The organism is Paenibacillus sp. P13VS (assembly GCF_015143645.1).
GTDB classification, from domain to species: Bacteria; Bacillota; Bacilli; order Paenibacillales; family Paenibacillaceae; genus Paenibacillus; species Paenibacillus xylanilyticus_A.
In genome coordinates this window covers 44,982-70,291 of sequence record NZ_WYEV01000006.1, presented here as the reverse complement: position 1 = coordinate 70,291, position 25,310 = coordinate 44,982, and the positions used below count along the sequence as shown (strand labels likewise).

36 protein-coding genes and 1 tRNA gene are annotated in these 25,310 nt (G+C 45.2%); 28 read left to right on the top strand and 9 right to left on the bottom strand.

Features of this window, described 5'->3' with window-relative positions:
- Positions 1-50 precede the first annotated feature (50 nt).
- The gene (locus GUA98_RS16550; RefSeq protein ID WP_193723809.1) at positions 51-722 is read right to left on the bottom strand and encodes an SOS response-associated peptidase; all 672 of its coding nucleotides are present in this window, start codon (positions 720-722) and stop codon (positions 51-53) included.
- A gap of 265 nt (positions 723-987) precedes the next feature.
- Between GUA98_RS16550 and GUA98_RS16545 the strand changes: the two genes are divergently transcribed.
- The 5 genes from GUA98_RS16545 to GUA98_RS16525 all read left to right on the top strand — a co-directional run bounded on the left by GUA98_RS16545 (position 988) and on the right by GUA98_RS16525 (position 4,599).
- Complete coding sequence (locus tag GUA98_RS16545) at positions 988-1,413, top strand: hypothetical protein (RefSeq protein WP_153979400.1); 426 nt, start codon at positions 988-990, stop codon at positions 1,411-1,413.
- A 197-nt stretch (positions 1,414-1,610) separates the two neighbouring features.
- Positions 1,611-3,164, top strand: coding sequence for a tetratricopeptide repeat protein (locus GUA98_RS16540; protein ID WP_193723808.1), 1,554 nt, complete (start codon positions 1,611-1,613; stop codon positions 3,162-3,164).
- Positions 3,124-3,867, top strand: a complete 744-nt coding sequence (locus GUA98_RS16535) for a hypothetical protein (protein ID WP_193723807.1) — start codon at positions 3,124-3,126, stop codon at positions 3,865-3,867. Before GUA98_RS16540 ends, GUA98_RS16535 begins: the two co-directional genes overlap by 41 nt.
- Before the next feature lie 101 nt (positions 3,868-3,968).
- On the top strand, positions 3,969-4,094 hold the full coding sequence (locus GUA98_RS16530; protein ID WP_095359426.1) for a sporulation protein YjcZ: 126 nt from the start codon (positions 3,969-3,971) through the stop codon (positions 4,092-4,094).
- A 175-nt stretch (positions 4,095-4,269) separates the two neighbouring features.
- On the top strand, positions 4,270-4,599 hold the full coding sequence (locus GUA98_RS16525) for a DUF1904 family protein (RefSeq protein WP_095359425.1): 330 nt from the start codon (positions 4,270-4,272) through the stop codon (positions 4,597-4,599).
- 109 nt (positions 4,600-4,708) lie between these two features.
- On the opposite strand, the gene GUA98_RS16520 is transcribed toward GUA98_RS16525, so the two are convergent.
- Together GUA98_RS16520 and GUA98_RS30300 are read right to left on the bottom strand one after the other, a co-directional pair.
- A complete protein-coding gene (locus GUA98_RS16520; protein ID WP_193723806.1) occupies positions 4,709-5,509 on the bottom strand; it encodes a hypothetical protein in 801 nt (266 codons plus the stop codon).
- A gap of 170 nt (positions 5,510-5,679) precedes the next feature.
- Positions 5,680-5,868: a DUF6199 family natural product biosynthesis protein gene (locus GUA98_RS30300; protein WP_095290179.1), complete on the bottom strand. Its 189-nt coding sequence runs from the start codon at positions 5,866-5,868 to the stop codon at positions 5,680-5,682.
- 290 nt (positions 5,869-6,158) lie between these two features.
- On the opposite strand from GUA98_RS30300, the gene GUA98_RS16515 reads away from it, so the two are divergent.
- Positions 6,159-7,313, top strand: a complete 1,155-nt coding sequence (locus GUA98_RS16515) for a sensor histidine kinase (protein ID WP_193723805.1) — start codon at positions 6,159-6,161, stop codon at positions 7,311-7,313.
- 119 nt (positions 7,314-7,432) lie between these two features.
- Entirely contained in the window at positions 7,433-7,918 is a 486-nt protein-coding gene (locus GUA98_RS16510; protein WP_153979396.1) for a NucA/NucB deoxyribonuclease domain-containing protein, read from the top strand.
- A gap of 79 nt (positions 7,919-7,997) precedes the next feature.
- Here GUA98_RS16510 and GUA98_RS16505 read toward each other — a convergent pair whose 3' ends face one another.
- Positions 7,998-8,234, bottom strand: coding sequence for a hypothetical protein (locus GUA98_RS16505; RefSeq protein WP_153979395.1), 237 nt, complete (start codon positions 8,232-8,234; stop codon positions 7,998-8,000).
- A gap of 229 nt (positions 8,235-8,463) precedes the next feature.
- Between GUA98_RS16505 and GUA98_RS16500 the strand changes: the two genes are divergently transcribed.
- Positions 8,464-8,922 (top strand): general stress protein, encoded by a 459-nt coding sequence (locus tag GUA98_RS16500; RefSeq protein ID WP_153979394.1) that lies wholly within the window; start codon positions 8,464-8,466, stop codon positions 8,920-8,922.
- A 279-nt stretch (positions 8,923-9,201) separates the two neighbouring features.
- Positions 9,202-9,287 (top strand) — tRNA-Leu (locus GUA98_RS16495).
- Between the two features lie 75 nt (positions 9,288-9,362).
- On the opposite strand, the gene GUA98_RS16490 is transcribed toward GUA98_RS16495, so the two are convergent.
- From GUA98_RS16490 to GUA98_RS16480, 3 genes are all read right to left on the bottom strand, one after another.
- The gene (locus tag GUA98_RS16490; RefSeq protein ID WP_193723804.1) at positions 9,363-10,643 is read right to left on the bottom strand and encodes a tyrosine-type recombinase/integrase; all 1,281 of its coding nucleotides are present in this window, start codon (positions 10,641-10,643) and stop codon (positions 9,363-9,365) included.
- A 74-nt stretch (positions 10,644-10,717) separates the two neighbouring features.
- Positions 10,718-11,128, bottom strand: a complete 411-nt coding sequence (locus tag GUA98_RS16485; RefSeq protein ID WP_193723803.1) for an ImmA/IrrE family metallo-endopeptidase — start codon at positions 11,126-11,128, stop codon at positions 10,718-10,720.
- 9 nt (positions 11,129-11,137) lie between these two features.
- Positions 11,138-11,557, bottom strand: coding sequence for a helix-turn-helix domain-containing protein (locus GUA98_RS16480; protein WP_193723802.1), 420 nt, complete (start codon positions 11,555-11,557; stop codon positions 11,138-11,140).
- Positions 11,558-11,747: 190 nt separating this feature from the next.
- Between GUA98_RS16480 and GUA98_RS16475 the strand changes: the two genes are divergently transcribed.
- The 3 genes from GUA98_RS16475 to GUA98_RS16465 all read left to right on the top strand — a co-directional run bounded on the left by GUA98_RS16475 (position 11,748) and on the right by GUA98_RS16465 (position 12,571).
- Positions 11,748-11,954: a helix-turn-helix domain-containing protein gene (locus tag GUA98_RS16475; protein WP_175397639.1), complete on the top strand. Its 207-nt coding sequence runs from the start codon at positions 11,748-11,750 to the stop codon at positions 11,952-11,954.
- 35 nt (positions 11,955-11,989) lie between these two features.
- Entirely contained in the window at positions 11,990-12,310 is a 321-nt protein-coding gene (locus GUA98_RS16470) for a helix-turn-helix transcriptional regulator (protein WP_227779723.1), read from the top strand.
- Between the two features lie 75 nt (positions 12,311-12,385).
- Positions 12,386-12,571 carry a hypothetical protein gene (locus GUA98_RS16465; RefSeq protein WP_193723801.1) on the top strand — a complete coding sequence of 62 codons (186 nt, stop codon included), beginning with the start codon at positions 12,386-12,388 and terminating at the stop codon, positions 12,569-12,571.
- A gap of 164 nt (positions 12,572-12,735) precedes the next feature.
- Here the strand turns inward: GUA98_RS16465 and GUA98_RS30295 are convergent, their stop codons facing one another.
- Positions 12,736-12,921, bottom strand: coding sequence for a helix-turn-helix domain-containing protein (locus tag GUA98_RS30295; RefSeq protein ID WP_400346376.1), 186 nt, complete (start codon positions 12,919-12,921; stop codon positions 12,736-12,738).
- A 206-nt stretch (positions 12,922-13,127) separates the two neighbouring features.
- On the opposite strand from GUA98_RS30295, the gene GUA98_RS16455 reads away from it, so the two are divergent.
- The 11 genes from GUA98_RS16455 to GUA98_RS16405 all read left to right on the top strand — a co-directional run bounded on the left by GUA98_RS16455 (position 13,128) and on the right by GUA98_RS16405 (position 20,381).
- Positions 13,128-13,463: a hypothetical protein gene (locus GUA98_RS16455; RefSeq protein WP_193723799.1), complete on the top strand. Its 336-nt coding sequence runs from the start codon at positions 13,128-13,130 to the stop codon at positions 13,461-13,463.
- Between the two features lie 72 nt (positions 13,464-13,535).
- Complete coding sequence (locus tag GUA98_RS16450; RefSeq protein WP_193723798.1) at positions 13,536-13,985, top strand: hypothetical protein; 450 nt, start codon at positions 13,536-13,538, stop codon at positions 13,983-13,985.
- A 611-nt stretch (positions 13,986-14,596) separates the two neighbouring features.
- Positions 14,597-15,601, top strand: a complete 1,005-nt coding sequence (locus GUA98_RS16445) for a hypothetical protein (RefSeq protein WP_193723797.1) — start codon at positions 14,597-14,599, stop codon at positions 15,599-15,601.
- A gap of 20 nt (positions 15,602-15,621) precedes the next feature.
- Positions 15,622-16,182: a hypothetical protein gene (locus tag GUA98_RS16440; protein WP_227779722.1), complete on the top strand. Its 561-nt coding sequence runs from the start codon at positions 15,622-15,624 to the stop codon at positions 16,180-16,182.
- A 14-nt stretch (positions 16,183-16,196) separates the two neighbouring features.
- The gene (locus GUA98_RS16435; protein ID WP_193723795.1) at positions 16,197-16,538 is read left to right on the top strand and encodes a hypothetical protein; all 342 of its coding nucleotides are present in this window, start codon (positions 16,197-16,199) and stop codon (positions 16,536-16,538) included.
- A 15-nt stretch (positions 16,539-16,553) separates the two neighbouring features.
- Positions 16,554-18,098, top strand: coding sequence for a PcfJ domain-containing protein (locus GUA98_RS16430; protein WP_193723794.1), 1,545 nt, complete (start codon positions 16,554-16,556; stop codon positions 18,096-18,098).
- Positions 18,095-19,051 carry a DUF3102 domain-containing protein gene (locus GUA98_RS16425; protein WP_193723793.1) on the top strand — a complete coding sequence of 319 codons (957 nt, stop codon included), beginning with the start codon at positions 18,095-18,097 and terminating at the stop codon, positions 19,049-19,051. The genes GUA98_RS16430 and GUA98_RS16425 overlap by 4 nt, the downstream gene beginning before the upstream one ends.
- Before the next feature lie 318 nt (positions 19,052-19,369).
- Positions 19,370-19,537, top strand: coding sequence for a hypothetical protein (locus GUA98_RS16420; protein ID WP_193723792.1), 168 nt, complete (start codon positions 19,370-19,372; stop codon positions 19,535-19,537).
- Complete coding sequence (locus GUA98_RS16415; protein ID WP_175397627.1) at positions 19,515-19,703, top strand: hypothetical protein; 189 nt, start codon at positions 19,515-19,517, stop codon at positions 19,701-19,703. Before GUA98_RS16420 ends, GUA98_RS16415 begins: the two co-directional genes overlap by 23 nt.
- Positions 19,700-20,059, top strand: coding sequence for a hypothetical protein (locus tag GUA98_RS16410; RefSeq protein WP_193723791.1), 360 nt, complete (start codon positions 19,700-19,702; stop codon positions 20,057-20,059). Before GUA98_RS16415 ends, GUA98_RS16410 begins: the two co-directional genes overlap by 4 nt.
- Positions 20,060-20,072: 13 nt before the next feature.
- Positions 20,073-20,381, top strand: a complete 309-nt coding sequence (locus GUA98_RS16405) for a hypothetical protein (RefSeq protein ID WP_227779721.1) — start codon at positions 20,073-20,075, stop codon at positions 20,379-20,381.
- Between the two features lie 661 nt (positions 20,382-21,042).
- On the opposite strand, the gene GUA98_RS16400 is transcribed toward GUA98_RS16405, so the two are convergent.
- Positions 21,043-21,783, bottom strand: a complete 741-nt coding sequence (locus tag GUA98_RS16400; RefSeq protein ID WP_193723789.1) for a TRADD-N-associated membrane domain-containing protein — start codon at positions 21,781-21,783, stop codon at positions 21,043-21,045.
- Between the two features lie 225 nt (positions 21,784-22,008).
- Here GUA98_RS16400 and GUA98_RS16395 point away from each other — a divergent pair, with 225 nt between their 5' ends.
- From GUA98_RS16395 to GUA98_RS16375, 5 genes are all read left to right on the top strand, one after another.
- Positions 22,009-22,173: a hypothetical protein gene (locus GUA98_RS16395; protein WP_193723788.1), complete on the top strand. Its 165-nt coding sequence runs from the start codon at positions 22,009-22,011 to the stop codon at positions 22,171-22,173.
- Entirely contained in the window at positions 22,163-22,534 is a 372-nt protein-coding gene (locus GUA98_RS16390) for an HNH endonuclease (RefSeq protein WP_415753035.1), read from the top strand. Before GUA98_RS16395 ends, GUA98_RS16390 begins: the two co-directional genes overlap by 11 nt.
- A 24-nt stretch (positions 22,535-22,558) precedes the next feature.
- The gene (locus GUA98_RS16385; RefSeq protein ID WP_193723787.1) at positions 22,559-22,828 is read left to right on the top strand and encodes a hypothetical protein; all 270 of its coding nucleotides are present in this window, start codon (positions 22,559-22,561) and stop codon (positions 22,826-22,828) included.
- Positions 22,829-22,946: 118 nt separating this feature from the next.
- A complete protein-coding gene (locus tag GUA98_RS16380; RefSeq protein ID WP_193723786.1) occupies positions 22,947-23,534 on the top strand; it encodes a P27 family phage terminase small subunit in 588 nt (195 codons plus the stop codon).
- A complete protein-coding gene (locus GUA98_RS16375; RefSeq protein WP_193724009.1) occupies positions 23,527-25,290 on the top strand; it encodes a terminase large subunit in 1,764 nt (587 codons plus the stop codon). The genes GUA98_RS16380 and GUA98_RS16375 overlap by 8 nt, the downstream gene beginning before the upstream one ends.
- The last annotated feature ends 20 nt before the right edge of the window (positions 25,291-25,310 follow it).

Below are 25,310 nucleotides of genomic sequence, written 5' to 3'. Positions count from 1 at the left end.
AAGTATTGTTTTTCATGTGGCGATTAACTTATAGAAAAGGGTGGCTATTGCTAGTCAACTTCCTTCAACAGTTCTTCCGAATTGTTTTTGACATTCCCCACATCTCTGGACACCTTATAGGCCCTCATTTCGGAAGCCTTATACGGTTTCAGAAGCGCGAGCAGGGAAGGAACGTCGTTATGATTTCGGTTGAGCCATTCTTCTTCATCCTGTGGGTGCAGAATAACAGGCATCCGATTGTGTATGTCTGCCATCAGTTCGTTTGGTTCAGTAGTAATAATGGTGCATGTGCTCAATTTGTTGCCTTCGGAATCTTCCCAAGTGTCGTATAATCCAGCGAGCGAGAAGATCTGTTCGTCCTTCATCAGAATACGGAGAGGCTGATTATGCGTCCCTTCCTTCTTCCACTCATAAAAGCCATTCGTGGGAATAATGCAGCGTCTGGAGCTGATGAGGCGTTTAAATGAAGGCTTCGTGTCCAATGTCTCTGCCCGTGCGTTGATCATTTTATTTCCGATCTTGTCGTCTTTGGCCCACGTAGGGACGAGGCCCCAGCGGAGGGAGCCCAGACGGTTTCCTTGTTTGCTTCCAATGATGGCTGGGATATACTGCATGGGTGCAGCATTATAATTGGGTTGATATTCGTAGTCATCACTTATGGATGCCATATACCTGTCCATTAATTCCTCTAAAGGGTCCGTTATGGTAAATCTGCCGCACATAAGAGTCACCTCCTAAACTGTCATTATCATATTTAATCATACTATCGAGGGATTAAACACGGTAAAAATTAGATGAGCCGGACGGCTGTCTGGTCTTCGCTCAAAACGATCATGGACATCCTCCTGAACCGTTTCAAATGTGGGTCTGATCAAGGTGGAAGCAGTACATGATGAGGTGCCTTTTTTTTCAGAAATCCTTGTCTGTCCATGCCATTTCTATCATCTCGCATATACTATCCTATTCCAACCATAGGAGGTAGATTTCATGAGTCAATTTATTGATGCGAGAACCTCGCAGAATGCCAGCTTGGCTAACTCCATAGCTGTTCCTATTCTTGTGGTAAATACGCCGCAATTGTTTGGACAGATTGGTTTGGTGACGACAGCCGGCATGGGAGCGAATCCGCGTGTGCAGATGAAAGGTACGGTATCCGTGCAGCTTCCCTTGGCACTCGTTGGAATCACAATTACGGTAGTGCGTGGTACCGCACCAACGGATCCGATTGTTTACTCCGCAACGTCCACGTTCAACTTGAGCGTTCTGGCACCTCAGGTTATTACGTTCTCCGCGGATGATTACAACCCGCCAGTTCTTCCGCAACTGACGTACACCGCTTTTATCAGCTCGAACTTGCTGGGTACCATTCGTGTAGGTCCAGAGAACTTTGATGGAGCATTGTACTCCGACTAATCGTGTACCTGCTTGCTGAAGTTCAATAGAGCTTTTAAATGATGACCGAGACTGAAGAAGTTTGGGGTCATCACTGCCTGCCTGATAAGGTAGGCTTTTTTTATAAATGGGCAAGTACTGAATTTCTCGGGTTGTGTCAGGCTTATGATATAATGAAAACTAATGAATTTATGGACAGAAAGCGGGTTTTAGATGACATGATTGAAAATGATGGACAGCGCTTCCGTTTCAGTGAGGCTCCGGTATGGGAATGGCAGCGAGCGTATTATGAGCAGCAAGGGCTGCAGGCCTGGACGGATAATCAGGTTCCGCAATACATTACAAGCAACCCCATGATTGCGACTGCATATGCGGAAATGATCTTTGGTTTCCTTCAAGACTTGGCTGCCAAGGGACAGACATCAGAGACGGTAACCATTCTTGAGCTAGGTGCTGGCGTAGGACGCTTGGCTTTTCAAATTGTGACCAGACTATGCGAGCTCAGGGACTATGCTGCAACAACGCTGCCATCCTTTCGTTATGTAATGACGGATCTTGCTGCTGACAATGTTACGGGGTGGAGGAATCATCTGTCCATGCAACCACTGATCGAGCAGGGATTGCTTGATTTTGCACAATTTGATGCCATGCAGGACACGGAATTAAATTTGACGGTAGCGGGTACGGTTATTCGCCAGGGTGAGCTGGGTCAGCCCATACTGATTATTGCCAACTACTTCTTTGATAGTATTCCTCAAGAATTGATATATGTTGGTGAAGGGCAGATCTTCGAATGTGATGTTATGATATCGAATGCCGGCGTTTCAACAAATCTTCAGCCTGATGAAATGTTGAAAAACATGGAGCTGAGTTATGCGTATCGTCCGGCACCAGAGTACAGTAAACCAGACTTTCCGTATCGAGATGTCATATCGCTATATCAGGAAGAACTGGAAGACTCCCATATTTTGTTCCCGGCCGCGGGACTTGCTTGCCTGGAACGGCTGGAGACATTATCCCAATCCGGGTTTGTACTAATTACAGCTGATAAAGGGGATCATCGACTGGATCATTGGAAGTTTGCGGAGCCGCCTGAATTTGTTCTTCATGGCAGCTTCTCGTTGACGGCGAACTATCATGCCATTCAACATGTTTTTGAGCAGCGCGGAGCACATGTTCGTTTTACATCACATCATTACAAAGATCTGAATATCGGATGTATGTTGATGGTAGAAGAGCCAATGAGCTACGTAAATATAAGACTGGCCTATCTGCGAGAGGTTGAGCGTTTTGGACCAGACGACTTTTTCAGTATAAAAGAATGGTTCGACCATCAGCTAAGCAGAATGGAACTCAAGCAGCTGTTGCCCTTTTGGCGTTTGGGCAGGTATGATGCCGAATTTTTGATACATAGTGCCCAGAGAATCTCTGATCTTCTTCCTGAGGCAAGTGATGAGGAGATGTTGGATATCCAGCAAGGAATTCAGATCATGTGGTCCTCCTATTACACAATGGACCATATGGGGGACATTGCATTTCTAGCAGGGCAATTGCTGAATGAAATGGGAATGTATGAAGACGCGAAACATTTTCTTGAGCTTGCTCTGGAAGCAGATGGAGTGAAGGGCAGTTCGGCAGTATTATACGATTTGGCCGTGTGCTGTTATGAGCTGGAGCTCGAAAACGAAGCCCTGAACTACACCCGAGAAGTACTTGTGATGGAGCCTGATCATGAAGAAGCACGTTCGCTGCTTCAAAGTTTGGAAAGCTGATCGTTATTCTTTTATTCATGAATGGGGGACACGTGAAATGAAAATCCTGATTGGACAACCGAAACTGGAGCCAGCCCTTGACCAATTGGAAAGGGAACTTAGATCCAATCCTGATGTGGATATTGTGCTGTATCCAGAGGGTTATCTGAATCAGAATGTGGAAGAAGCCTGTAGGTTGGCTGCAACGTATGAAACGATGATTGTGTCCGGACACCGCAGATTGGATGAGAAACCCAAGGATCGAGCCATCATTATGAATAAGGCAGGAGACATCGTGCTTGAAAAGGCTAAATACACACCTGCCACTACGGTTGAGGAGGATGGCTGGGTTATCGGTACTCTGTTGTGTGACGAATTGGTGCGGCAGGGTTTTCGTAAGGAGTCTGATGGGCAGATTCATCTGATCATGCATTCCATCGGTGTTGGGATGTTCAGTGAGGAGCAATATGCGGAATGGCTGGAGGAGGCGCGGCAGATTGCGATCGCAGAGAAGTGCGTGATCATGGGGACAAGCCATGCTGATGGAGCTTATCGGGACTCGGACATCAGTATTCCAATAGCCTACTGCATCGCTCCGAGTGGCGATATTTTGATCGAATCGAGAGACGATACTCGGACCCGAATTGTTGACCTGAAGTCAGTGAGGACGGGGCAGGACTGGATGGCAGCTGACTTGAATATCAGTGTATTTTGCCTGGAATAGTTAATTCGGATTGGGCGCAGCGGATTGGGGATATGCCCGGTCAATCGTGCTGAATTGGCATATGTTATGGCATACCTTGAAATTCAAAGGAGGCCAATCAAATGAGTCAAGTTGGATACGGTTGTAACAATGTTGGTGGAGTAGGATACGGTATGTGTACTTCTACTGCTGCAATTCTGGTACTCTTCATTCTGCTCGTCATCATCACGAAATCGTTCTGGTGTTAATTCGTACCTTGTAACAGAATGGAAGGATCATTCAAGGCCCTGCTGAGATCTCAGCGGGGCCTTTCCTAAGTATATAAGAGAAGTCAGCAGTATCAGCGAGCCATGCATTTGACAAGCGAAAACAATGTGCTTAAAATCACATAAGAGACTAAATTTAGAGATTGAAGGGATCGTAATGCCGTTTATTCGCTTTAGAGGATTCACAGGTCATCAATTGGAGGAAACTGTCCCCCGGATTACGGAGCAGATGGCTCTCATTTGTAATATTCCCCGAGAAAGATTGAAGGCAGAGCGTTATGATGTACAAGCTCTCACCCCATCTCCAGCCTCGATTGAGATCCTGATGTTCCAGCGTGATCAGGAAATTCACAATCGCATTGCATCTTCCATCCATGGTATTCTGGCAGACGAAGGCCTTTCTGATGCTCATATTTTCTTCAACATCCTGTCCCCGACTTTATATTACAAGCAAGGCAAGCCGCTCACCGATTACCCGTTAGATTAGATAATGAACCGACCAGTGCATATGGTTAAAAAGTAGGCTGTTCCGCCAATGTTCGGAACAGCCTGGGACGAGCAGAGATCTGCTCGTCTTTTAATTTATTCCCAAATGCTTACGCTCGGATCGAGCGGCGCTGCTGGCGTGCTTGAATTACTCCGGAAGAAAATATAAATGAAAGAACTAGCACGGCTCCTCCGATGAGATAGACCAGCCAGATTCCCGACTCATCCGCAACCCATTCAAACAAGAGGGCAGACACGCCGAAGGCTCCAGTCAATAACAGACCATCCCGGAGGACATTTCGTTTAGGACGTTCAAGATGTCTGAGGTCTTCCTTTTTAGCAGTGTCGTCCAATAGTAAACCGATGGCGACCATAAGCGTCAAGCTGCCCCATGACATGGCTGCAGCCGTCCAGAATGTCGTTAAAGCTCCCCAGTGACTGACAACCAAACCGGCTATCGCATATCCAACAATGGCTGCAGTTTGGCAGGAGAAGGATATCAGGCGTTTCGTTTTTACGAGCTCTTCGTCTAGTACAACAAGGCGAGGGGTAATGGTATCAAGCACCAGAGACTCCCAGCCCTCCAGTAAGGAAAGAACGGCGATAACGGCCAGTAAGACCGGGATATGTAAAGTCAGGTAAGTAAGTGATATGGCAATGCCGGTGAATATTAGCGTCTTTGCTGCAGGAATGCCAATAAGCAGTTTGGTCACCGCGAAACGTCCCACAAGCCAGGGAGAGCTTAAGGCGGATGCAATTCGTGCCATCATCTGAATGAAAGGAAATAGTGCAGCATAGAGCACAGATCCAGTCTGTCCATAGACCAGTAATGTGATCACCATGATATATAATACATCAATAAAGGATAGGAATGTCTTTGCAGCCCAGTATGGGTAGAATATGATGTTCATGCATAGATGCCCTTTCTAGGTTCATATATATTCAGTACTTGGCTGAATAACAATACTAATAGTAAAGGGATGGAGGGCAATGCACCACAAATAAAATTATCATTTTTTGTTCATTGATAGCCCAAAAAGCAGTGATCCAGATGGACAACTGCTTCATAAGTATATGCTCTTCAAGCTGATGCGAGTGTAAAAGCAATAATCAGCATAACCAAACTAGTCAAGCGGGTGAACGTCATATAAGGCTTACTGGGTTCGGACTCTCCTCTGGAAATCCATCCATAACGGAGATACCATCCGAATTTGGGAAAACAGAGATTGATAATGCAAAGTGTCATGAAAATAAAAAAGAGGGTTCTCATGCCCGATCTTCCTTCCTTGTTTGCATGACCCGGATTGAAATTAACGACGTCTGCGTCTAGTGAAGAAATATAATACCAGAATAACAATAATAACAATCAACAGAAATTTCATGATGTGTTCCTCCTGACGGATTGGTGTGAGTTAAGCGTATTTTACCCACAAACCACATCATTTGAATAATGTGTTACAATTAAATATATTGATTTCGATTGATCCAAGACCCATTTGTTATCATTCTAATTATATATTTATTTGATGCAACGGACCACAAGAAAACAGGAGGGGAAGCATGAGCATCCAAAATAAGCACTCCATACCCATTCAGTGGGAGTTTTTAATATCCAAGCTTAAATCTTCCGTAACTGTGGTCGATGCAACTTCATCAGAGCAGCCATTGATATATGTCAATGAACAGTTCACTGCTCTGACAGGATATACCTTTGAAGAAGTCGTTGGACAGAACTGCCGATTCCTTCAGGGCAGGGACACGGATCCCGAAACTGTAAGCCAAATTCGTAAGGCGCTTAATCGGCAGGAGTCCATTAAAGTTGATATTTTGAACTATACCAAAAGTGGTCAACCATTCTGGAACGAATTGAACATTGATCCTATATTTGATGATGAGGGACAGTGTCTCTTCTTTGTTGGCATCCAATATGACATCTCTGAACGGAAATATGCCGAAGAGCAGCTTCGCAGGGCGGCCAGGATGGCGGAGATGAACAGCAGGGGACACCTGGAGTTTATCGGAAAATTAAATCATGAACTGCGCACACCGCTCAATGGAATTATGGGCATGATCGAGTTAACGAGCATGGGTGAAATCAGTGAGGAGCAGGAAGAATACTTGGACCTTGCCCGTCAGTCTGGTGAAGCCCTGCTCAATATTGTGAATAACAGTCTCGACATGGCGAAGCTCGGGCGCGGCAAGATGCAAGTTGAACAGATCGAATTTCAGCCCCTCAAGCTCATTCAACAGATCGTTAGAACGCACGAGCCTGCGGCTGAACAGAAGAAGGTTCAATTGCGCTGTCAGGCCGATATGCAGGTACCGGATGTTTTGGTCGGGGATCCGCTGCGTCTGCGTCAGGTACTGGATAACCTGTTGAGCAATGCGATCAAGTTCACAGAGCAAGGTGAAGTGTTACTGCAGCTTGATGTGAAGGAGCAGCACGGCGACTCCATTACCTTGTTATTTACCGTAAGTGATACGGGAATCGGGATTCCTGAGGAGAAGTTACATCAATTATTTGAGGCATTCACCCAGACAGATGTGTCTCATGCCCGCAGATTTGGTGGCAGTGGACTGGGATTGGCCATCTGTAAGGAACTGCTTGAATTGATGCAGGGGGACATTGCTGTAGAGAGTGTACCAGGGCAGGGAACGCATTTCCATGTGACACTACCCCTGTTAAGGCAGCAGGTTATCCCGCATGTGGGATAACAAGCGGTTCATAAGAATAAACGGGAAGAAGACAGTTCGTGGTATTACGGACTGTCTTTTTGGTATTGTTTCACGAACGAACGTTCTGGTATAATGCAAGAGGGAACGGGGGAGACAGCATGAAGAGGAAGCGCACAAGGAAGAAGAAAAACAAAGGCTGGAGCAATCTGAAGAAATCGTTTATTACGCTGGTAACGCTGGTGGTTCTGGCTGTCTTTGCCTGGTATGAGGGAGAATTGCCGCTGGATCTGCCATCCCCGTTTAAAGGGAGCAGTCAGGGTGTGGATCACACCATCACCTTTCCCTCTGATCGGTATCCGGAGACGGCGAAGCATATCAAGGACGCCATCAAGGCAGGACACTCGGATGTATGCACGATTGATCGTGAGGGCGCAGAAGCCAATCGTGACCTGTCACTCAAGGGTGTACCCGTGAAGAAAGGGAAGGATCGGGATGAGTGGCCCATGGCCATGTGTGCTGAAGGCGGGTCAAATGCAGATATCGAGTACATTACGCCCAAGGACAACCGCGGAGCGGGTTCATGGGTTGGCAATCAGCTGAGTACATATCCGGATGGAACACGGGTAAAGTTTGTTGTGAAGTAGCTTAAAAATTTAGACCCATAGAACAAACCAAAAACCAGACCCGAGAGGGTCTGGTTTTTGGTTTTAATCAGCGATAGAGCTATAGATCTGCAATACTCAACTGCAGGCCCTTCATATGATGGGAACGGATACTCAGTAGGCGGGTAACCTGCTCAACCTCATCAAAAGGAATCCAAAGGTTTCCCTGGACCGTACGCAGGGTAAGAATGGATGAGTCAGCAGAACGCTCGGGAAATCCGGTCACCGTCTGACCGCTGTTATTGCGAACAACAATTTGTTGATTACGACGAATGGCAATTTCTACCTCTTTTTTCATAAGACATTGCTCCTGGTTATGAGATGGTTGCTTAATATGTCAATAATTTCAATGGTTAATTTGGCTTCTTTATCTAGTCTATCAGAACTAGGTATGGATTTCCAGAAAAGAAATAAATCTTTCAGGTTTAGGTGAATTGACTTATGAAATAGATAGTTTGATTAAAGCCTTGATGCCAAGACGGATTAACGTTTTGGGTTATAACATGTCCTAATAGGGAGGGAACGGAATGACACAATTATTGGTTGGACTGGTTCAAACGGAGAACGAAGCGATTATCATGCTTAATAAGCTCAAGGAAGCAGGGTTAGAAGCGGAAGCGATGGGGGTTGTGGCGAAGGAGCATTTGGATCTTGATTTGATCAGCGAAAAGGCAGGTCTGGACAAACCGTTGAAGGGTGCTGGTACAAATGGTGCATTCGGCGTCTTCAAGGGTGTACTCGCAGCATTGGGAAAACGCATGGATCAGACGATCTCTGCAGGCAAAGCGGTTCGCCGACTGGCTGGTAATGAAATTGGAGGAGAAACGGATGATCTCGTTCTTACTCTGGCAGAAGCCGGCATTGCTGAAGAGGATGCTCAGTATTATGAGCAGTGGCTTCTTGAGGATCACTTCCTTATCGTGGTGGAATGCAGTGAGGAGGATGCTGCCCGCATTGCACCGATTGTGAAGGGGGAAGATGCGTAGAACAAGGTTCTTGCAACTTTTTAGTTTAATTTAAGCCTGATTTTAGGTTTCTTTAATGTTGGGGCGGTATTATGATCTCACACCTCCCTTAATATAGATGGTTTATAGAAAGTCCGGGACCGCAACTCGGACTTTCTAGGCACTGCCAGCTGACGCTGGTAGTGCCTTTTCACTTTTTTTATGGTCGTATTAAAAAAAATAAATTATATGTTGCATAATGTTCAATCCTATGATAAGATATTTCTTGTCGCCTCAAGTGATGAAGTAATACATACATATGCCGGGGTGGCGGAATTGGCAGACGCACAGGACTTAAAATCCTGCGGTAGGTGACTACCGTACCGGTTCGATCCCGGTCCTCGGCATTATACAAACCCTGAAAATCCCTTACTGCATAAGGGGTTTTTCTTTTTTTATAGTTAAAAAAAGGGCTGCCTAAATTAGAGTGAACGAGTGGATTTTTCCTCTCTGGGGACGGATTGGGGACGAACTTTTGGATCGAATACGTCTAGGTGTGCCGTTGTTTTTCGGCTTAACTTCTTGGTGACATGGGCATATGTGTCTGTAGTTACCTGTGATGTAGAGTGTCGCAACCGATGCTGGATCTCCTTTATGGATGCTCCCTGACCGAGTAAGTAGGTTGCATTTGTATGACGCAGCCCATGTAGGGACACATTCCGGAATCCATTGCGTTCACACCAAATTTTCCATTGCTGGGATGGCGATGTATGGTAATAAGGTTTTCCCGAACCTGAGTGGAATACGAAGTTCCGATCGCCGCCTTTCCATTTTCCTTGTGCCTTTGCTTCAAATCGTAATTTGCGCATTGCCTTAATATGGGCTGCTAGCTGCTCCATATACCATTGGGGCATGTCTACATAATCGTCAGATGCTTCATTTTTGGTGTCTGTGATGTCGGCCTGTCCATTTTGCGTATGTGAAATACTTTCGTCGATACGCAATCGGTTATTTACAAAATCACAGTCATCTTCATCCAGCGCGATTAATTCCCCTCGTCTGAAGCCTCCAATTATGGCTCCTAGAAAGTAAAGCTTCCAGTGAGAATCGCTTTTGATTAATGTGTCGATAACCTCTGTAGCTTCTTCTTCTTCGAAAAAGTTCTTTCTATCCTTTCGAGCTTTCTTATCCTCCTTGCTGATCTGAGGGCGCTGAATACCGTCTAATGGATTCTCATTTAGAACTTTCCATTCAACAGCACGTTTGAAGATACTCATGGTCACATCATAAATATATTGAATTGTACGAGAGCTGATTGTCTCTTTACCGCCCCTTTTGTCAATTCGGGCACCAGGCTTCCGTAAATCGTTAAAAAGCGTTACAAGCCTCATTGTGGTGATCTCATCAAGCCTCAAATGCCCAATGACCGGTAATACATGATTATCAATCTTAGAACAGTGTGATAAGAACGTCGTCCGCTTTAATCGTGGTTCGGCGTCTTTGGGCTTCCATTCATTTTCGTAAAATTCTTTAAACGTGAGTTTGGAGGGAGCGATGTAACTGCCGCTAAGAACTTCCTGCTTAAACTTGGCCAGCTCATCATCTAAAAAATCTTTAAGCTTTTTTGTCGTCTTCAGCAGCGCCTTATCTTCGACAGTTATAGTTTTCCGTGGGCGGTTACGACTACCGTCATTGTTTAACCCCAAGTCTACTGTGAGTCGCCACTTGTTTTCCCCTCGTTTTTCTATACTTCCTTTTGCCACTTCTTTTCCTCCGTTCCGAACATCAGTTCTATTTTTATGTATGGTAAACAGCCTTGCGGCTGGAAAGCGCAAAGTTACATTTCGAGATGATGCAGTTGCCTCGGTACTCCACAACGTAATAGGTAGGCTTCTTGGGTTTCCCCAGGAATTCGTTCTGTGGAGTGGGTTAAAAGTTTAACGGCAAAAAGATTTGCCTGTCTTTCATATTTGCCCATGTTGAAAAATGTATGTTCATCTATCCAGAATTGGCTTAAACCTGAATGAAGTCGATCATGCCCAAGCTCATGGGCGCATACTACACGCTGCCACTCTTCAGACAATCCATTGTGAATGACAATAAATCTCCTTCGTAACCGCCTATAGTAAAACCCCCTAGTTCCAGGATCCAACTCCGCGTGACGAATTAATATGTTCAGACCTTTGGCTATTTCAAAAGGATCGTTTGTTTTGAATCTACGAACAAGCTTCTGAATGATGTCATCCAATGGGTTCACCTACTCTTTGTCTTTAGGGTTTGCCTTTTTTTTACGTCCGTAAGTTTCTTTGTTCAGTTCTTTGGCTTCCCAGAGTAGACCAGTAAGGATATCCATGGCTCTTTGTCGTTTTTCGTCTGTGATCGGCACTCCATCAAACAAGACGGGTTGATCTTCTTCAAGAATTTTCTTAATGTCTGCTAGATCTTTGGGAGTAGCCCAATCAGGAGACGGCTTTTCTTCTTCCTGATCCATAAAGTAATCGAGTGGTTTACTGAAAAAATTTGCAATTGCCTGAAGCGAATCAACTTGAGGGTGCTTTGTTTGTCCAGAAAGAATCTTAGTAAGACCTGTATAGGAGACACCAGTTTCTTTAGAGAGTCGGTATTTAGTGATACCTTGTTCATCCATTAGTTCTAATATCTTTTCTGCTAAATCCACCTAAATGGCCTCCTATATATGACTCTAATGTGTTATAACTCTATGAAGTTATAATAAAACAGAAAAGAGAGATAAGTCAAGCGAATCAAAGTAAACGGGAGATAATGTCGGATTTTGTAACTCTTTTGGGTTATAACGCTTATTGTATATAACACCATAGAGTTATAATATGTGTTCAGGAGGTGATCACATGGGGTTGGAAATCGAAGCAAATATTAAAAGGTTGATTGATAAGAAGGAATGGACAATTTACCGCCTATCCAAAGAAAGCGGAGTTGCCGTATCAGCCCTTTACAGCATCGGAAAGAAAAAACAAGGTCCATACGCGGAGACTTTAGTAAAACTGTCTAATGCTCTTGGATGTACCGTTGATGATCTGGTAAGAGGCCATATCTAAAGTGCATTATAGCACAGTTGGAAAGGAGAATTGGTATGGATAAAATGTTAACCGCTCTTGAAGATGCGATCAGGTCTATCGTGAATGAGCAAGTGGCCATAGTTGAGAAAAGGCTTAAAGCAGAGTTTTCTGGGCTAATAGACAAAACGCTTGACGTGATTGAAGCAGCAAAGCACATAGGTGTTTCAGAAAAACTGATTTACCGTATGTGCCAGGAAGGAAGAATCCCCCATGAACGATACGGGGCAACCGGTTCAAGAAGACCAACAATAAAGTTCCGTCTTGCTGATTTGGAAGCTTGGAGAGCTGAACAGAGAGCGGCGAATTACTACAGGAAAGAAGAAAGAGCCCAATAGCAGCATAAGAAACGATGTATTGTGCCGGTAACAATGTGTTGGAACGCGTATGAACTGAAGAAAGGGGTCTACTGAATGGAATCGATTAATTGGTTCGCCTGGGTTCATCTACAAAGTCTTGTAAAGTTTCGGCAAAGTAGAGACCTGAGTTCGAAAAGTATTGCATGGCTTGATAAGGAAATTGCTGAATTGAAGCAGGATCTCGGAATACAGGAGAGTGGACAACATGCCAATACATCAGCAGTTGCAGCAGCGTATTAAAATCCTTCAGCAGATGCAATTTGATTATCCAGAAACAGCGAATTGGTTTGATGAATCTCTTGAGTACCTAATTAACGAGGATTGCAACAAAGAGACTGAATAAGGGGGAGATAGTAGTCGCCCTGAAGTCGTATCAAGACAGAACCCCCCGGGCTAAGTATAAATCAGGTTCTGCCTAACAGGTAATCTCCAGAAACATCAAGAGCGTCGGCTAATCGGGCCAAGTTCTTGTGTCTGGGTTCGAATTTTCCGTTCAGCCAGCGTTTTACCGTGTGGGGTGACACGTTGGCAGTCATAGCTAAGGCGACATGGTCAAAATCACGTTCTTCCATAGCGGCCGTTAACCGTATGGAGAAATCAGAGTTGTTAAAGAAGAAAAAGAAGAAGACACATCACGCTCAATTCGCCCGGAGGGTTCTGCCTTGATACGACGACGATAGGACACCAACATTTTAGCATATTTCAGGAAATGAAATTCAAAGCAACGGGGTACTGGAAAGCGTAACGAAGTGATGGAACAGAGGAATGTAGAACTTGGATATAGGGAGGTAAAGAGTTGAAGGACAAACGTCGAGATTTACGCAACAAGCATAATGAGCTTTGCAGAAACATTCTGGATGCAACAGACGAAAAGCTCTTTAAACAGCTTCATGCAGACAGGAAGAAGATTGAAGAGGAAATTCGAAAAACAGAAGTCGGTCCAGTTGTATCAAACACCAAGAAGAAACCCAAAAGTCATATTGGAAACTGTCCTTTATGCTTTCGTCGCATTGAGTATGGAGAATGTTACGTCCAAGCAGGAAAGCTGACATTTTGTAACGAGCGTCATCGTAAAGAGTACATTGCCCTTATCAACGAAAAAATGACCACGCCTGATCCGCGTAGTCATTAAGTAACTCACTTTTTAAAAAAATTCTACGGCAATCATATCAAAATTCAATTAACAACACAAGGAGGTAATGCGGTGGGCATAAACGATTATCTCCGTGAATTGAACACGTCGAGAACCAAAGCAGATGAAATCGATGAATATGTAAGGCAGATTAAGCGGCTACGGAAACAGGCTGATCAGTACGACGAAGACTCTCCAGGCGGAATGATTGAGAAGGTCCGTCTTCTAACTGATGCCCATATGCTCATGGGACGTGTATCGGCACAGAAAACCGGGGATCACGCAAAGATTCACGTACTAAGGGACAATTTGGATGCTGAGGCCAGAGCAAGAGCCAAGCGCGGTGAGAAAGAAGTGGCTGCAGCACAGGCCACAGCGGAACTACGCATGATTGAGGCAGACGCTTTGGAACAAAAGATGTATTGGAAGAACGAACTTGACTCGGTAAAAGAGAAGATATACGAGCTGCGCCTTCGGGTACGGGTCGAGATGCATATAACAGGAGGCGGAGTACATGGCTGAGTTCGAATTTCTCCCTACGCCTAAACCCAACCACAGGCGATTCAAGTCAACTCAGAGACAACACACTTCAATAAGCAAGAAGGTTGATACGGAGGCTTATAGACGAGCTGGCGAGGCGGGCTACACGCGTTGTGAACGTTGCGGGTGCAGTAGACCCAAACACTGGTTCGAACGTTGCCATATGACCAATGCAAGTCAGTATGGGTCTGGTAAATCCCCTTGGAATATTGTTATTTTGTGCGGCCCTAGGACAGCAACAGGAACATGCCACAACTGGGCAGATGAAACGAGAGAAGGCCGAGCTTGGAAAGTGGATAAGCAAGCGAAGCTTTACATTTACTACATAGTCGGAGAGGGTCAAGAACATTGGAAATAGGGCGCACCTTGTCCCTTGGATGTCCCTAGGATGTCCCCGGGGACAAGCAGGGGACAGTGTGGGGACGTATCTGGGATGTCGCATGTCTGTCCTGAGTGAGTCCATTTGCAGGAGGCGGTGAACAGCATAGATGTTATGGATTAAGAGTTATCAGGCAACTGATAGGGACCCCCAGACAAAGAAATTCTGTCGTTTGACAGGGTTGGATATACCCCGGGCAGTGGGGTCACTACACATGATTTGGTGGTGGGCAATGGATTGGGCCCCCGATGGGAACATAAGCAATTTTGAGCCAATTGATTTGGCAGACGCTGCTCATTTTGAAGGTGATCCCGAAGTGTTTTTTAATGCACTTGTCGAGGCTAACTATATAGGGAAAACCCTTGATGGGTATGAGGTTTTGAATTGGCATAACATTGGCGGACAGGTACTTGAAAGCCGGAAAAAGGCTGCTGCTAAAAAGGCAAAACAGCGTGAAATGGCTGCTGCTAAAAAGGCAGCTGAAGCAGCGGGAAAGACTGATGTCCCCGGGGACATACCTAGGGACATCCCGGGGACAGACGAAGGACGTCCACCCCCTGTCCCGGTATATAAAGAATTAGATAAAGAGTTAGATAAAGAATTAATTAAAGAAGATATACCCCAAGACCAACAACAAAACCAAAATCAAGATCAAAACCCGAAATCCGAACCGAACGCCGAAAATCCAGCCAAGCCGAAAGATTCAGGCCAAAAAACGGGGAAAAATGTAAAAGGGAAAACCGGGAAAAAAGGGTCTCGAAAAAAGCCGGAATACGACGAAAACAGCCCGTTTCTAAAAATGGCGAATTACCTGAAAGGAAAAATTGATGGATTCGCGCAAGCTGAAGGAATCGCGCATTTGACGAAACGGTCGAACATGCAGACATGGGCGGATGATTTCCGGCTGCTGGTCGAAGTTGACGGGCAGCAGGATAAGAATCTCATTCGTGATGTGATGGATTGGCTACCAACAAGCGTGTTTTGGAGGAAAAATGTGCTTTCTGGCGGAAAGTTCAGGGAAAAATTCGGTACTTTGGTTTTAGAGATGCGTTCGGATAAGGCAAAACGCGGAAAGGGTTCCGGCGGCGGGGGCGGAAAAACTGAAATCCCGATTGTTCAAAATGATACAAACCCTGATTCTGGTCCAAGTGATGAAGAGTTTGCAGAAATGATGCGTAATGCCGCAGCTACGCAGGCGGCAAAGGCGGGTGAACGCTAATGAATCCACTACACCGATGGTTGAACAAGCAAGAAGTGGCGAATCGCGGTATACCGATATTCGTTCCCCGGCAGGTAGAAGTCAACGGTGAATGGGTTCCGGGCGGGCGCTGGCATATGGAACGGCCCATAGGTGACATTTTATTGGGGCTTAAACGCTGCGGGGAGCTGGGGGCTAGTGTGGCGGACGATGAACCTCCTGCCGGATACGTTTATTCAGCCAAGGTGAAGGATCAATTCCGATACGTCCCCTTGTTCTCGCGTGCTGTTGAACAACTTGATGCGGACAAGCTCACCCAATTGGAACGAATGGCCATTGAGGTACGCCAATCATACGCCGGTTATGGGATGAGAGCACGCATAGATAGGGCCGTTGCTTCACTGGTAAATCAAGGGTACAAGTTGGATCGGTTAAAGCTGGTCATCTCTCCCTTGGATCCGGTAGCAGCAGATACGGAAGTTCGAACAGATTACGGCATGTTAGCTGTGGCACCAGATAGGATGGTTCCAGAAGGCGTGTCTTATGTGATACAAGATTCGGGCAGTGAACGTGCGTTTGCCTGGGTCAAAAAGAAAAATTGAACGGAGGTTGAAGCATGGAAGCTGCAATAACAAAGCTGAAAGCTGAAATGGACGGTAAAGGGACGAACACATATATCAAGCTGATTGGGGAATTTCTGATTAAACACATTCAGGCGAATCCTGGTTCTGTTGATCAGATCCTGTCCGCTGACAAGACGATTGCGAAGAGCTTGCTTGCTATGCAGGCAGAGGCTAAGAAAAAAGCTGTTGGCGGGATGGCTATGCTGACCGATGAGGAAGGATTTGCGATTGTGCTGAATTACTTTGGACTGAGCGGGGGAGTAACGTCAGCACCCCCCGCACCTGAAGAGCAAAAGACCGTGCGCTTTGATGTCAAGCTAGATGATTTCTTGTAGGGGGAGGGGTAAAGCATGTTGCGTGTAGAGTTTGAAAAACATTTTCCTGAGAAAATTTCCACAGCACTTGTCAAGTACGTTACTGATACGGTTCTACTGAAAAGCCGCTATTTATTTTACAAGACGGCCGGAGGTATCCAAGTCGCATATTGCACTCATTGCCAAAAGCAACACTGCCCTGAAGCCAAGCTGAAACACAAACAGAAAGAACTTGCTACTTGCCCAAAATGTGGGTCTGAATGTGAAGTTCGTTCTCATGGAATGAGTCGGAAATATCTATTCGATTCTGCTGTATTGATCTGGTATGAGAAGTCAATTATCAACAAAGAAGCAATCACAGCAAGAGTAATTACAGTAAGCAGAGATTACAGTGGGGATTACACAAAGGTTGAGACACATTACAACGTTGTTCATATGTATTTGTTTGAACCCCGAAAATCAACTGCTTATGTGTATGGAAAGGAAAAAAGCAAGGTTAAATCTCCTTTTGAGAAGCATTATGGTTATGGATCGTGGAGGAAATTTCGTGATCTTGATAATATCCGAAAAGCTGTCAAAGATACTCCTTTTCAGTATTCAACATGGGAAAAGTACACGGACTCCGGTGGTTATTACAGCATAAATGACATGGTGGAATTTTTCGACCATTATACCCGCTATCCCTGCATTGAATATCTGACCAAGGCTGGATTTAGTAATCTTGTACGGGCAAAACTTTCTGGAAGTGGCACTTATGGTGCTGTCCACTGGCGAGGAAAAACCTTACCCGCCGTGCTAAGGCTGACAAAAAGTGAGCTAAGAGAGATCAAAAATGCAGGGATTGGGATAGAACCTAAAGCACTTCGTTACTACCAGAAGTTAAAATCACGGGGCGAAAAGATGAACATACTGGATGCTTTATTCTTGGGAGAAATAGAGGACACATTTTATCAGACCTATTACAGAGAGGTATTATCGTTAGCTCCTGAAGAAACTGTGAAAAAATACATCTTAAAGCAAAATAAGAAACCGCAATACGCCAAACGATCAGCTGGAAGTATATTGTCTGATTGGCGAGATTATCGTAATCAATGCAAGGAACTTGGAATGAGTCTGGAAGAGGAACGTTATTTGTTTCCAAACGATCTCCACGAAGCACACATGAAATTAACGGAACGTATCAAAATCAAAAAAGACAAGGCAGTGAACAAGAGGATTAAAGCACGCCTTCCTGAACTTGAACATTATTATTTTGAAGCAAACGGCTATCTAATAAGAGCAGCCCAATCATCATTTGAGTTGTTCAGAGAAGGAAAGAGTCTCAGTCATTGTGTTGGGGGTTATTCCGCTCAATATGGATCTGGACAATGTGACATTCTGTTCATTCGCAAGATTGAACAACCTGACGAACCACTTTGCACGGTGGAAATCAGATCAGGTTTCATTGCTCAAGTCAGAGGATTTAAAAATTATGATCCTGATCCAGCCATCTTGGAGTTTGTGGAGAAGTTCAAGAGAGCTAGATTAGGCAAGAAACCAAAGAAAACTAACACTAAGAAACCACAGGGGGTAGCCGTATGAGCCAGTTAGCCATTCGTACCATTGAGACAATCGCAATCGAAATCAACAGCATCAAGGATCAAACGAAAAAGATTATGCTTCACGGATCAATTGAGATCGGACGCCGATTAACCGAAGCAAAAGAGATGATGCAGCATGGGGACTGGATGAACTGGCTGGCTGACTCTGTTGATTACTCTCAAAGCACTGCTAATAACTTGATGAAGTTGTTTAAGGAATACGGATCTGATCAACTCACACTGTTTGGAGATAACGCCGATTCCCAAGCGCTTGGAAGTTTAAGCTATACGCAGGCAGTGGCCTTACTTGGGATCCCGGCTGAGGAAAGAGAAGCCTTCGTACAGGAAAATGATGTGGATAGTATGTCCACTCGTGAGCTACAGGAGGCTGTCAAGGCCCGTAAGGATGCAGAAAAGGCCCTTAAAGCTGCACAGGCGGAGGCTGAGAAGGCCAAGAAGGCTATGGAGAAGGAGCAGAAGCTTCGAGAGAAACTGGAAGCACAGCAGGCAGACCATGCTTTGATTGTTGAACGGTTAGAAGCCCAAGCAGAGGAAGCAGCAGCTGCAGCAGCTAAAGCCGAATCGGGTGAAGACGATGGGCAAGCCGCTGCGCTTCAGGAAGAACTTGAGAAGGCTAAACGGGAACACGCTGAGTCTTTGGCACAGATAAAGAAGCTTGAACAGGAACTGAAAGCGAAGCCTATCGATGTTCCTGCGATTGTGGAGAAGGTTCCGGCAGAGATTGAGGCCGAGTTGGCGGAACTCCGGAAGAAGGTTGCACAGGGGACAGGTGAAGAAGCGGCCATATTCAAAGCGCATTTTAAAAACCTGAATGATGCCTTCGCTAATCTACTTAGTGCATTGGAGATTGTCGGTAAAACCGATGAAGAATTGCACGCTAAGTATAAGACCGCCACAAACGGCCTGATTGAACGAATGAAAGCCGAGTTGTGATGAAACATGGCCTTCCTGTTCTTCTACTTTGAAGAATTTAAGCCTGGGATGGTGTGCCGACTAAAAAGCGGAATAGATAAAGGGAAAATGGTTGTTGTCCAACAAATCCAGGATGACATGCTTTGGTGCTATGATAACCGGCCTGTAAAATACCGTACAAATCGCAAAGGTGAAAATGTTATAGATTTTGACCCTGCATGTGTGACGGCGCCATATCCCCCCAGTAGCTTGGAGATAACAAACGAGATCCCATTACAAGAGGGTGGATGGGGTGCTTCATACCGACAGGCACGGATGTTTTGAATAGGGGACACCATGATGGATATTGATTATGAATTGGGGGATACAGTAGAATGCCCGGTTTGTCTCCGGGTATTCGAAATCACCCGCATTGATGATGAAGAGTTGGATGATTCGGATTTGTATTTTGAACATATAACATTGTGCAATGGAGGGGAGAAACATGGTAAGGACAAGATATTTTAAAAGTGAGCTGAACGGTGAGGTAGTGGAATTGTTCGAAAGCAGCCATCCAGCGAGGGCAATTGCTGAGATATCGGAGAAGAAGCGCATCCGGCCGACTGCGATTATTACTCAAATCCCCGAGGATGTGTATAGAGAGCTTCAACAAGGTCAGGCGGTGGCAAAATGACCCAACCGACATTGGAAGCCGCACAAGCCAAAATAGACGGTCTGGCAAGGCAATGTTTTAGTGAATCTGACTATGAACTATTTTGTGCGGTACTCCTGCAGCTTGATAAGTACAGGGCGCTGGCAGATAGCAACAGAGAGTCTATGTACAATCAAGATAAGGAATTTGCTGAGCACATGAAAATTCAACAGACTGAAATTGACTCTCTCACAGAATCTGTAGCGTACTGGCAGAAACAAGCCACATTGCTTTTCGTGGAAAATAAGAGGCTAACTGAACAATCAGGAAAGGGTGCAGTGCATGGGGGCGGTGATCCAAATGGAGTTATTTCCAAAAGCGGACAAGACGGACTTTGAATCTGCACGAAGCATGTTGAAACGTTACTTGCGTATGCGGCAAACTTCTGAAGCTCTCAGTAATCGCGTTCTACTCACTGAAAAAGAACAACAAGTCAAAGTAGAGTATCAACAGAAGGCGGACGCCATAGAAATGGCTGTGAAACTTATTCAAGATGATGATGTCCGCAGGGTAATGGAGTTTCGTTTTGTTCGGGGTAACACTCGGTGGGGAACTGTCAAAAGATTCGGTAGCATAACAGATAGATCAGTAGACAGGAGAATTGTTCGAGGTGTAGAGTCTGTTGCAGAAACCTTGAAGCTGATTGGACAAATAGAGTGAAAACCACGTCTGTAGTACGTCTGTAGTGAGTCGGCACAACGTCTGTGGTTCAAATTTATAGTTAGGCACATAGGGAAGGAAAATTCTTCCCCGGTGTGCCTAGCACCGTTATCCCGTGGGCAACTCGGCTGTGCTGTGGGATGGGATATCCTTAGACGTGGATCGTCAAGGGTGCGGTGTGGGAATGGGGTTAGACTCCCCACAGCCGCTCCATCCGGGCGGGATAGAAATACGGATACTATTATGGCCTACAGGCAGAGGCTGGCGTTCGAGTCCCGGCAAGGCCGATGAAATTTTCTTCATATCCTTTTTTTGAGTCATCCAACATCGGGTGGCTTATTTTTTTATGTAATCCCAATCGCTTGGAATTATGAAGGGAGGTTTTGAAAATGTATGAAGGTGGTGGAACAATCAATGATTAGAAGCCCGAGATTCATAGCAATTAAGGAGCCGCCTATACCCTACATAACGAAGTTACAACCTTTACAATGCAGGGGTTGCGTCTGGGGTGAGTGGGCGGGATCAGTACAGATGTGTAAGATTCCAAGATGTCAGAAGGAGGATAGATATAAACGTGGAACCTAGGTCGTATGGAATAACTATATTTATAACAAGACTTAGGCCATTGAATTTTCAGTAATCAAAAACCACCTAAATTCGATTAAGTGGTTTTTTGTTGCTCATTTCTCAATATGCTTGATAAATCACTGAGAGATGCATCAACACCACCGATTTTCAATGCGAGTTGAGCTTTTACTACTGATTTTAGTATCGGATCATCAATAGTTTCAATTAGTTTAATTGCTTCCTCTCTCTCTTTGTCTAGGCGTAACCTATCGTACAACTCAGTTGCTCTCTGCCGCGTTTGTTCAGCTTGTTTAAAGAAAAGCGCAGCTATTAGATCAATTGTAACACCTGGGAGAGTCCCGATGATTTTCTCATATACAGTTGCTGACTCGCTTAGGAACAAACTTATAATTATAAAACCAAGACCAATTATTGCCGCAACTGCACTGAACCAGAATTGAATGCTCGCTTGTCGCAAGGCTTGTTTGTGATAGTTTTCTATCAATCCTTCGACTAAGCTCCATGTGTTCTTATTGTTTCTGATTTCAAATTTTAAAACTTCTAATTCATTTTGAAGCATATGTATAGCCTCAGTGTGATTGTCTGTAAGTTTGGTTTGATTTGTGAATTCTTTGAGCTCATCTTTATGGGTAGTACCTGAAACCAAACCAGCAATTTTTTCTATTTGACGATCTAGTATCTCCTTATCTTTTTTGCCTCTATTTTTTATGTAATTAGTAAAAAAAAAGTAAGACAATATTAAAAGAGCGGAAAGAAAAAAAGGAGTGCTTTCACGAGCATCTGAAAGAGCTTTTAAGAATTCATCTTTGAACATAATACGAGGCTCCTTAAAGTTAGTAGCTTTAATATAGCATTTGCAATTATGAGAGTGATAGTAAAAGTTTTATCCCCAAACCACAGTAGGTGTTTATGTGATCACATGGATGACAAGGAAGGTAGCACCATACCGACTTCTTCGAAATTAGCCTTTGCATAAGGGGCGAAAGGGCAGGGATTAAACAAGCATGAAAGAACCAAGATGCTGTAAGGAGGATGCAGAATGTACATTGGGAAGTTTTGGAGCCGTAAAGACGTGGAAGCTGTGATGGATGCTTTAGACGTTTTGGGAAAGACATACAGGATAACCAAGTTCAAAGTGACGCCTGTTCCGTACCGTGGAGACACAGAATGGATTATTGAAGAGCTTTCAGAAGATGTTGAGTAAGATGCCACTTAAACGATTCTGCGGTAAGCAGGGATGTAAGGAGACCATCACAGAGGGAAGATACTGTGAGGATCATAAAGACCAAGTACACATCTATGATCAGCATAGAGGGACAGCATCTGAGCGCGGGTATGATAGCCGATGGCGCAAAGCCAGGGACGGATTTCTAAAGAAGCATCCGCTGTGTGTCACTCATTGGAAGCAGGGCTATGTTCAGGCGGCTACGGTAGTGGATCATATACAGCCACACAAGGGAGACAAGGCGCTGTTCTGGGACCGCAACAATTGGCAGGCACTATGCAAGCAATGTCACGATATCAAGACCGCTAAAGAGGATGGTGGCTTTGGTAACAATAGATAGCCACTAAACAATGGAGGAATGAACATGATTAAGACAGGAGTAACACTAACTGTGTATGCATCTAAAGCAGAGCTGGGCAACGCCAAGGATGGGCTGTCCACATTGATAGCATCCAAGACTAAGACCAAGGAAGCAGAGTATCAGCTCAATGTATCATTGGATGCCTGTGACATCTTGGATGATGAGGTAAGTGTTAACCTCTCCGTGATACGTGCTAACCTTGAAGACATGGGACAAGAGATAGGATCTGCTATGGCTGCTGAGATCCAGAAAGTATTCAATCAACTGGAATAGCCATGAGGGGTAGGGGGGTCAAATCTCTAAAAACCTTTCGGCTGATAGACCGCGTCGGACTTATTTCGCGTAAAAACTCGTTTTATTAATTTTTCAGTGACTCAGGCAGGTGAACCCAATGGGAAGGAACGCAAAACCAGTTTCTCTGCACCTCGCTGCGGGGAATCCGAATCGATTGTCAAAAGAGCAAATTAAGGCACGTCAGGAAGGGGAGATTAAACTTGGAAAAACTGAACTGGACAAGCTGAAACCTCCGGCATTCGTGAAGAATGATCCGATTGCCTTCACTCATTGGAAACAATGTATGAAAGAATACAAAGCCGCAGCTGCACAAAATATTGAACTGTTAAGCAGTTCAGATGTGGGGCTTTTAGCCATGTATTGTAAGACGTTTTCTGAGTATGAAAGACTTCAAAAATCGTACCAAACGATTGATAAAGTGGCCTATGATTCTGAAGATTTGGACGAATATATTGAAGAATCCGAAGAATTTAACATGAAAGTCAAGAAACAATTACGAAGCATGATTGCGGTTGATGGGTTACTTCGGATTGAGACGGCGATTAACAAGAAAATGGACATGCTCCTGAAAATGCAGGACCGTTTGTTCCTGAACCCGTTGTCCAAAGTGAAGAACGTACCAAAACCGAAGGCGAAGGAAGAGAAGCCAAGCAGGTTTGGAAAGTTTGGAAACCGAAGTGGCTAATCCTCAGATTTACCCTTACAACACGGTTGGTGAGGTAGACCGGGTAACGGCGTATGCCCTTGAAGTCACATCCGGCAGGATTACAGCTGGACAGGCTCAGCGGCAGGCTTGTGAACGGCACCTACGGGATCTGGATCGGCAGGGTACGGAAGACTTCCCTTACGTATTTGATCCAGACAAGGCCCAAGAGATTATCGAGTTTGCCGAATCTCTTACACTGGCTGAGGGCGAAGAACCACGACCGCTGGAATTATGGGGCTTTCAGGACTTCATCTTCGGGAGCTGGAACGGCTGGCTGAAGATGGACGGTTATCGGCGCTTCCGAACATCGTACATCCAAGTAGCCCGGCAAAACGGTAAGTCGTTGGGTAACGCTGTGCCGTCCCTATTTTACGGGAACTTTGACGGATACACTTATCCGCAAGTGTACGTGACAGCGACCAAAGAAGCGCAGGCAAGAATTGTACTGAAAGAGTGCATCAAGTTTATCGATGCGGATCCAGAGTTGGCCGGAGATGAATACGAATCCGGTCTTTTTGACGTGAAGGATTATAAAAGTACGATCCTTTGCACCGTTTCGAAAGGTGAAATCAGGGCGCTTGGCCGGGATACAAAAACCATAGACGGTTTCCGGCCTTACTTTGCCAGTGTGGACGAATACCACTTGCACAAGGATAACCAGATGTACAAGCTGCTGGCGGACGGCACCAAGAAGCTGAAGCAGTGTCTTATTTCCGTTATTACAACAGCAGGGTTTAACATCAACGGCCCATGTTACGAGCTGTACAAATATTGCAAGATGGTTTTGTCCGGCGCTCATGCTGATGAAACGCAGTTCATTTTCATTTGTGAGCTGGACAAGGATGACGATGTTTGGGACGAATCCAACTGGCCGAAGGCAAATCCTCTCTGGACTCCGGAGACGTTGGACAGCTTGCGTGCTGAAGCAATCAAAGCCAAGGTTCAACAGGGCGAAGAGCTTCGCAACTTCCTCACCAAGTCACTGAACAGATGGGTGCAATTCTCAGATACTCAGTACATGAACATGGAACACTGGGTGGATTGTGAGTCTGACACGACCATTGAAGACATGGCAGGCAAGGAATGTTACTTGGGGCTGGACTTGTCTTCAGGTGGTGACCTTACGAGTGGTGCACTGGAATTTCCGTTGGATATCGACGGGCAGCGTAAGTATTACATCCATTCACATAGCTGGATTCCTGCAGCAAGGGTAGACGAGCATGTGAAGAGTGACTTTGCACCGTATGACATGTGGATTATGGAAGGGCTGCTTACTCCGACAGAGACCATGGGCGGCGTGAAGACGGATTACAAATACATCCTGTCTTATTACCGGGACCTGATCAAAAAACATAACCTCAAGCTACTGGGCATTGCGTATGATCCACACAACGCAGATGCCTTTTTATCTGACCTTGAGGAATTTGGCGTGGATCTGGTTGAGATCGTTCAGAGTGCCAAGAGCTTGAATGACGCTACGGTGGATTTCAGGTTGGAAACTGAAGCCAAGAACGTGATTTATGACCGGAAGAATAAGCTGCTGACATGGAGCATGGCGAACGCCAAGACGGTCAGCAATAGTTTTGGAGAAATCAAGATAGACAAGGACCCTTCTTCTAAAACGAAGAGGATTGACCCGGTGGACGCTGTTATTGATGCCCACAAACTGACGCTTTCCAATTCGGCTAAACCGAAAAGATCCGTTTACGAAGATCGAGGCGTTAGAGCGATTTAATGAAAGGGGGTGTACACACT

What these genes read in the sequence shown, in the direction of transcription:
- GUA98_RS16550 (WP_193723809.1), bottom strand. Translation starts at nt 722, where the DNA reads ATGTGCGGCAGATTTACCATAACGGACCCTTTAGAGGAATTAATGGAC.
- GUA98_RS16545 (WP_153979400.1), top strand. Translation starts at nt 988, where the DNA reads ATGAGTCAATTTATTGATGCGAGAACCTCGCAGAATGCCAGCTTGGCT.
- GUA98_RS16540 (WP_193723808.1), top strand. Translation starts at nt 1,611, where the DNA reads ATGATTGAAAATGATGGACAGCGCTTCCGTTTCAGTGAGGCTCCGGTA.
- GUA98_RS16535 (WP_193723807.1), top strand. Translation starts at nt 3,124, where the DNA reads ATGAAGAAGCACGTTCGCTGCTTCAAAGTTTGGAAAGCTGATCGTTAT.
- GUA98_RS16530 (WP_095359426.1), top strand. Translation starts at nt 3,969, where the DNA reads ATGAGTCAAGTTGGATACGGTTGTAACAATGTTGGTGGAGTAGGATAC.
- GUA98_RS16525 (WP_095359425.1), top strand. Translation starts at nt 4,270, where the DNA reads ATGCCGTTTATTCGCTTTAGAGGATTCACAGGTCATCAATTGGAGGAA.
- GUA98_RS16520 (WP_193723806.1), bottom strand. Translation starts at nt 5,509, where the DNA reads ATGAACATCATATTCTACCCATACTGGGCTGCAAAGACATTCCTATCC.
- GUA98_RS30300 (WP_095290179.1), bottom strand. Translation starts at nt 5,868, where the DNA reads ATGAGAACCCTCTTTTTTATTTTCATGACACTTTGCATTATCAATCTC.
- GUA98_RS16515 (WP_193723805.1), top strand. Translation starts at nt 6,159, where the DNA reads ATGAGCATCCAAAATAAGCACTCCATACCCATTCAGTGGGAGTTTTTA.
- GUA98_RS16510 (WP_153979396.1), top strand. Translation starts at nt 7,433, where the DNA reads ATGAAGAGGAAGCGCACAAGGAAGAAGAAAAACAAAGGCTGGAGCAAT.
- GUA98_RS16505 (WP_153979395.1), bottom strand. Translation starts at nt 8,234, where the DNA reads ATGAAAAAAGAGGTAGAAATTGCCATTCGTCGTAATCAACAAATTGTT.
- GUA98_RS16500 (WP_153979394.1), top strand. Translation starts at nt 8,464, where the DNA reads ATGACACAATTATTGGTTGGACTGGTTCAAACGGAGAACGAAGCGATT.
- GUA98_RS16475 (WP_175397639.1), top strand. Translation starts at nt 11,748, where the DNA reads ATGGGGTTGGAAATCGAAGCAAATATTAAAAGGTTGATTGATAAGAAG.
- GUA98_RS16470 (WP_227779723.1), top strand. Translation starts at nt 11,990, where the DNA reads ATGGATAAAATGTTAACCGCTCTTGAAGATGCGATCAGGTCTATCGTG.
- GUA98_RS16465 (WP_193723801.1), top strand. Translation starts at nt 12,386, where the DNA reads ATGGAATCGATTAATTGGTTCGCCTGGGTTCATCTACAAAGTCTTGTA.
- GUA98_RS16445 (WP_193723797.1), top strand. Translation starts at nt 14,597, where the DNA reads ATGATTTGGTGGTGGGCAATGGATTGGGCCCCCGATGGGAACATAAGC.
- GUA98_RS16435 (WP_193723795.1), top strand. Translation starts at nt 16,197, where the DNA reads ATGGAAGCTGCAATAACAAAGCTGAAAGCTGAAATGGACGGTAAAGGG.
- GUA98_RS16430 (WP_193723794.1), top strand. Translation starts at nt 16,554, where the DNA reads ATGTTGCGTGTAGAGTTTGAAAAACATTTTCCTGAGAAAATTTCCACA.
- GUA98_RS16425 (WP_193723793.1), top strand. Translation starts at nt 18,095, where the DNA reads ATGAGCCAGTTAGCCATTCGTACCATTGAGACAATCGCAATCGAAATC.
- GUA98_RS16420 (WP_193723792.1), top strand. Translation starts at nt 19,370, where the DNA reads ATGGATATTGATTATGAATTGGGGGATACAGTAGAATGCCCGGTTTGT.
- GUA98_RS16415 (WP_175397627.1), top strand. Translation starts at nt 19,515, where the DNA reads ATGGTAAGGACAAGATATTTTAAAAGTGAGCTGAACGGTGAGGTAGTG.
- GUA98_RS16410 (WP_193723791.1), top strand. Translation starts at nt 19,700, where the DNA reads ATGACCCAACCGACATTGGAAGCCGCACAAGCCAAAATAGACGGTCTG.
- GUA98_RS16405 (WP_227779721.1), top strand. Translation starts at nt 20,073, where the DNA reads ATGTTGAAACGTTACTTGCGTATGCGGCAAACTTCTGAAGCTCTCAGT.
- GUA98_RS16400 (WP_193723789.1), bottom strand. Translation starts at nt 21,783, where the DNA reads ATGTTCAAAGATGAATTCTTAAAAGCTCTTTCAGATGCTCGTGAAAGC.
- GUA98_RS16395 (WP_193723788.1), top strand. Translation starts at nt 22,009, where the DNA reads ATGTACATTGGGAAGTTTTGGAGCCGTAAAGACGTGGAAGCTGTGATG.
- GUA98_RS16390 (WP_415753035.1), top strand. Translation starts at nt 22,163, where the DNA reads ATGTTGAGTAAGATGCCACTTAAACGATTCTGCGGTAAGCAGGGATGT.
- GUA98_RS16385 (WP_193723787.1), top strand. Translation starts at nt 22,559, where the DNA reads ATGATTAAGACAGGAGTAACACTAACTGTGTATGCATCTAAAGCAGAG.
- GUA98_RS16380 (WP_193723786.1), top strand. Translation starts at nt 22,947, where the DNA reads ATGGGAAGGAACGCAAAACCAGTTTCTCTGCACCTCGCTGCGGGGAAT.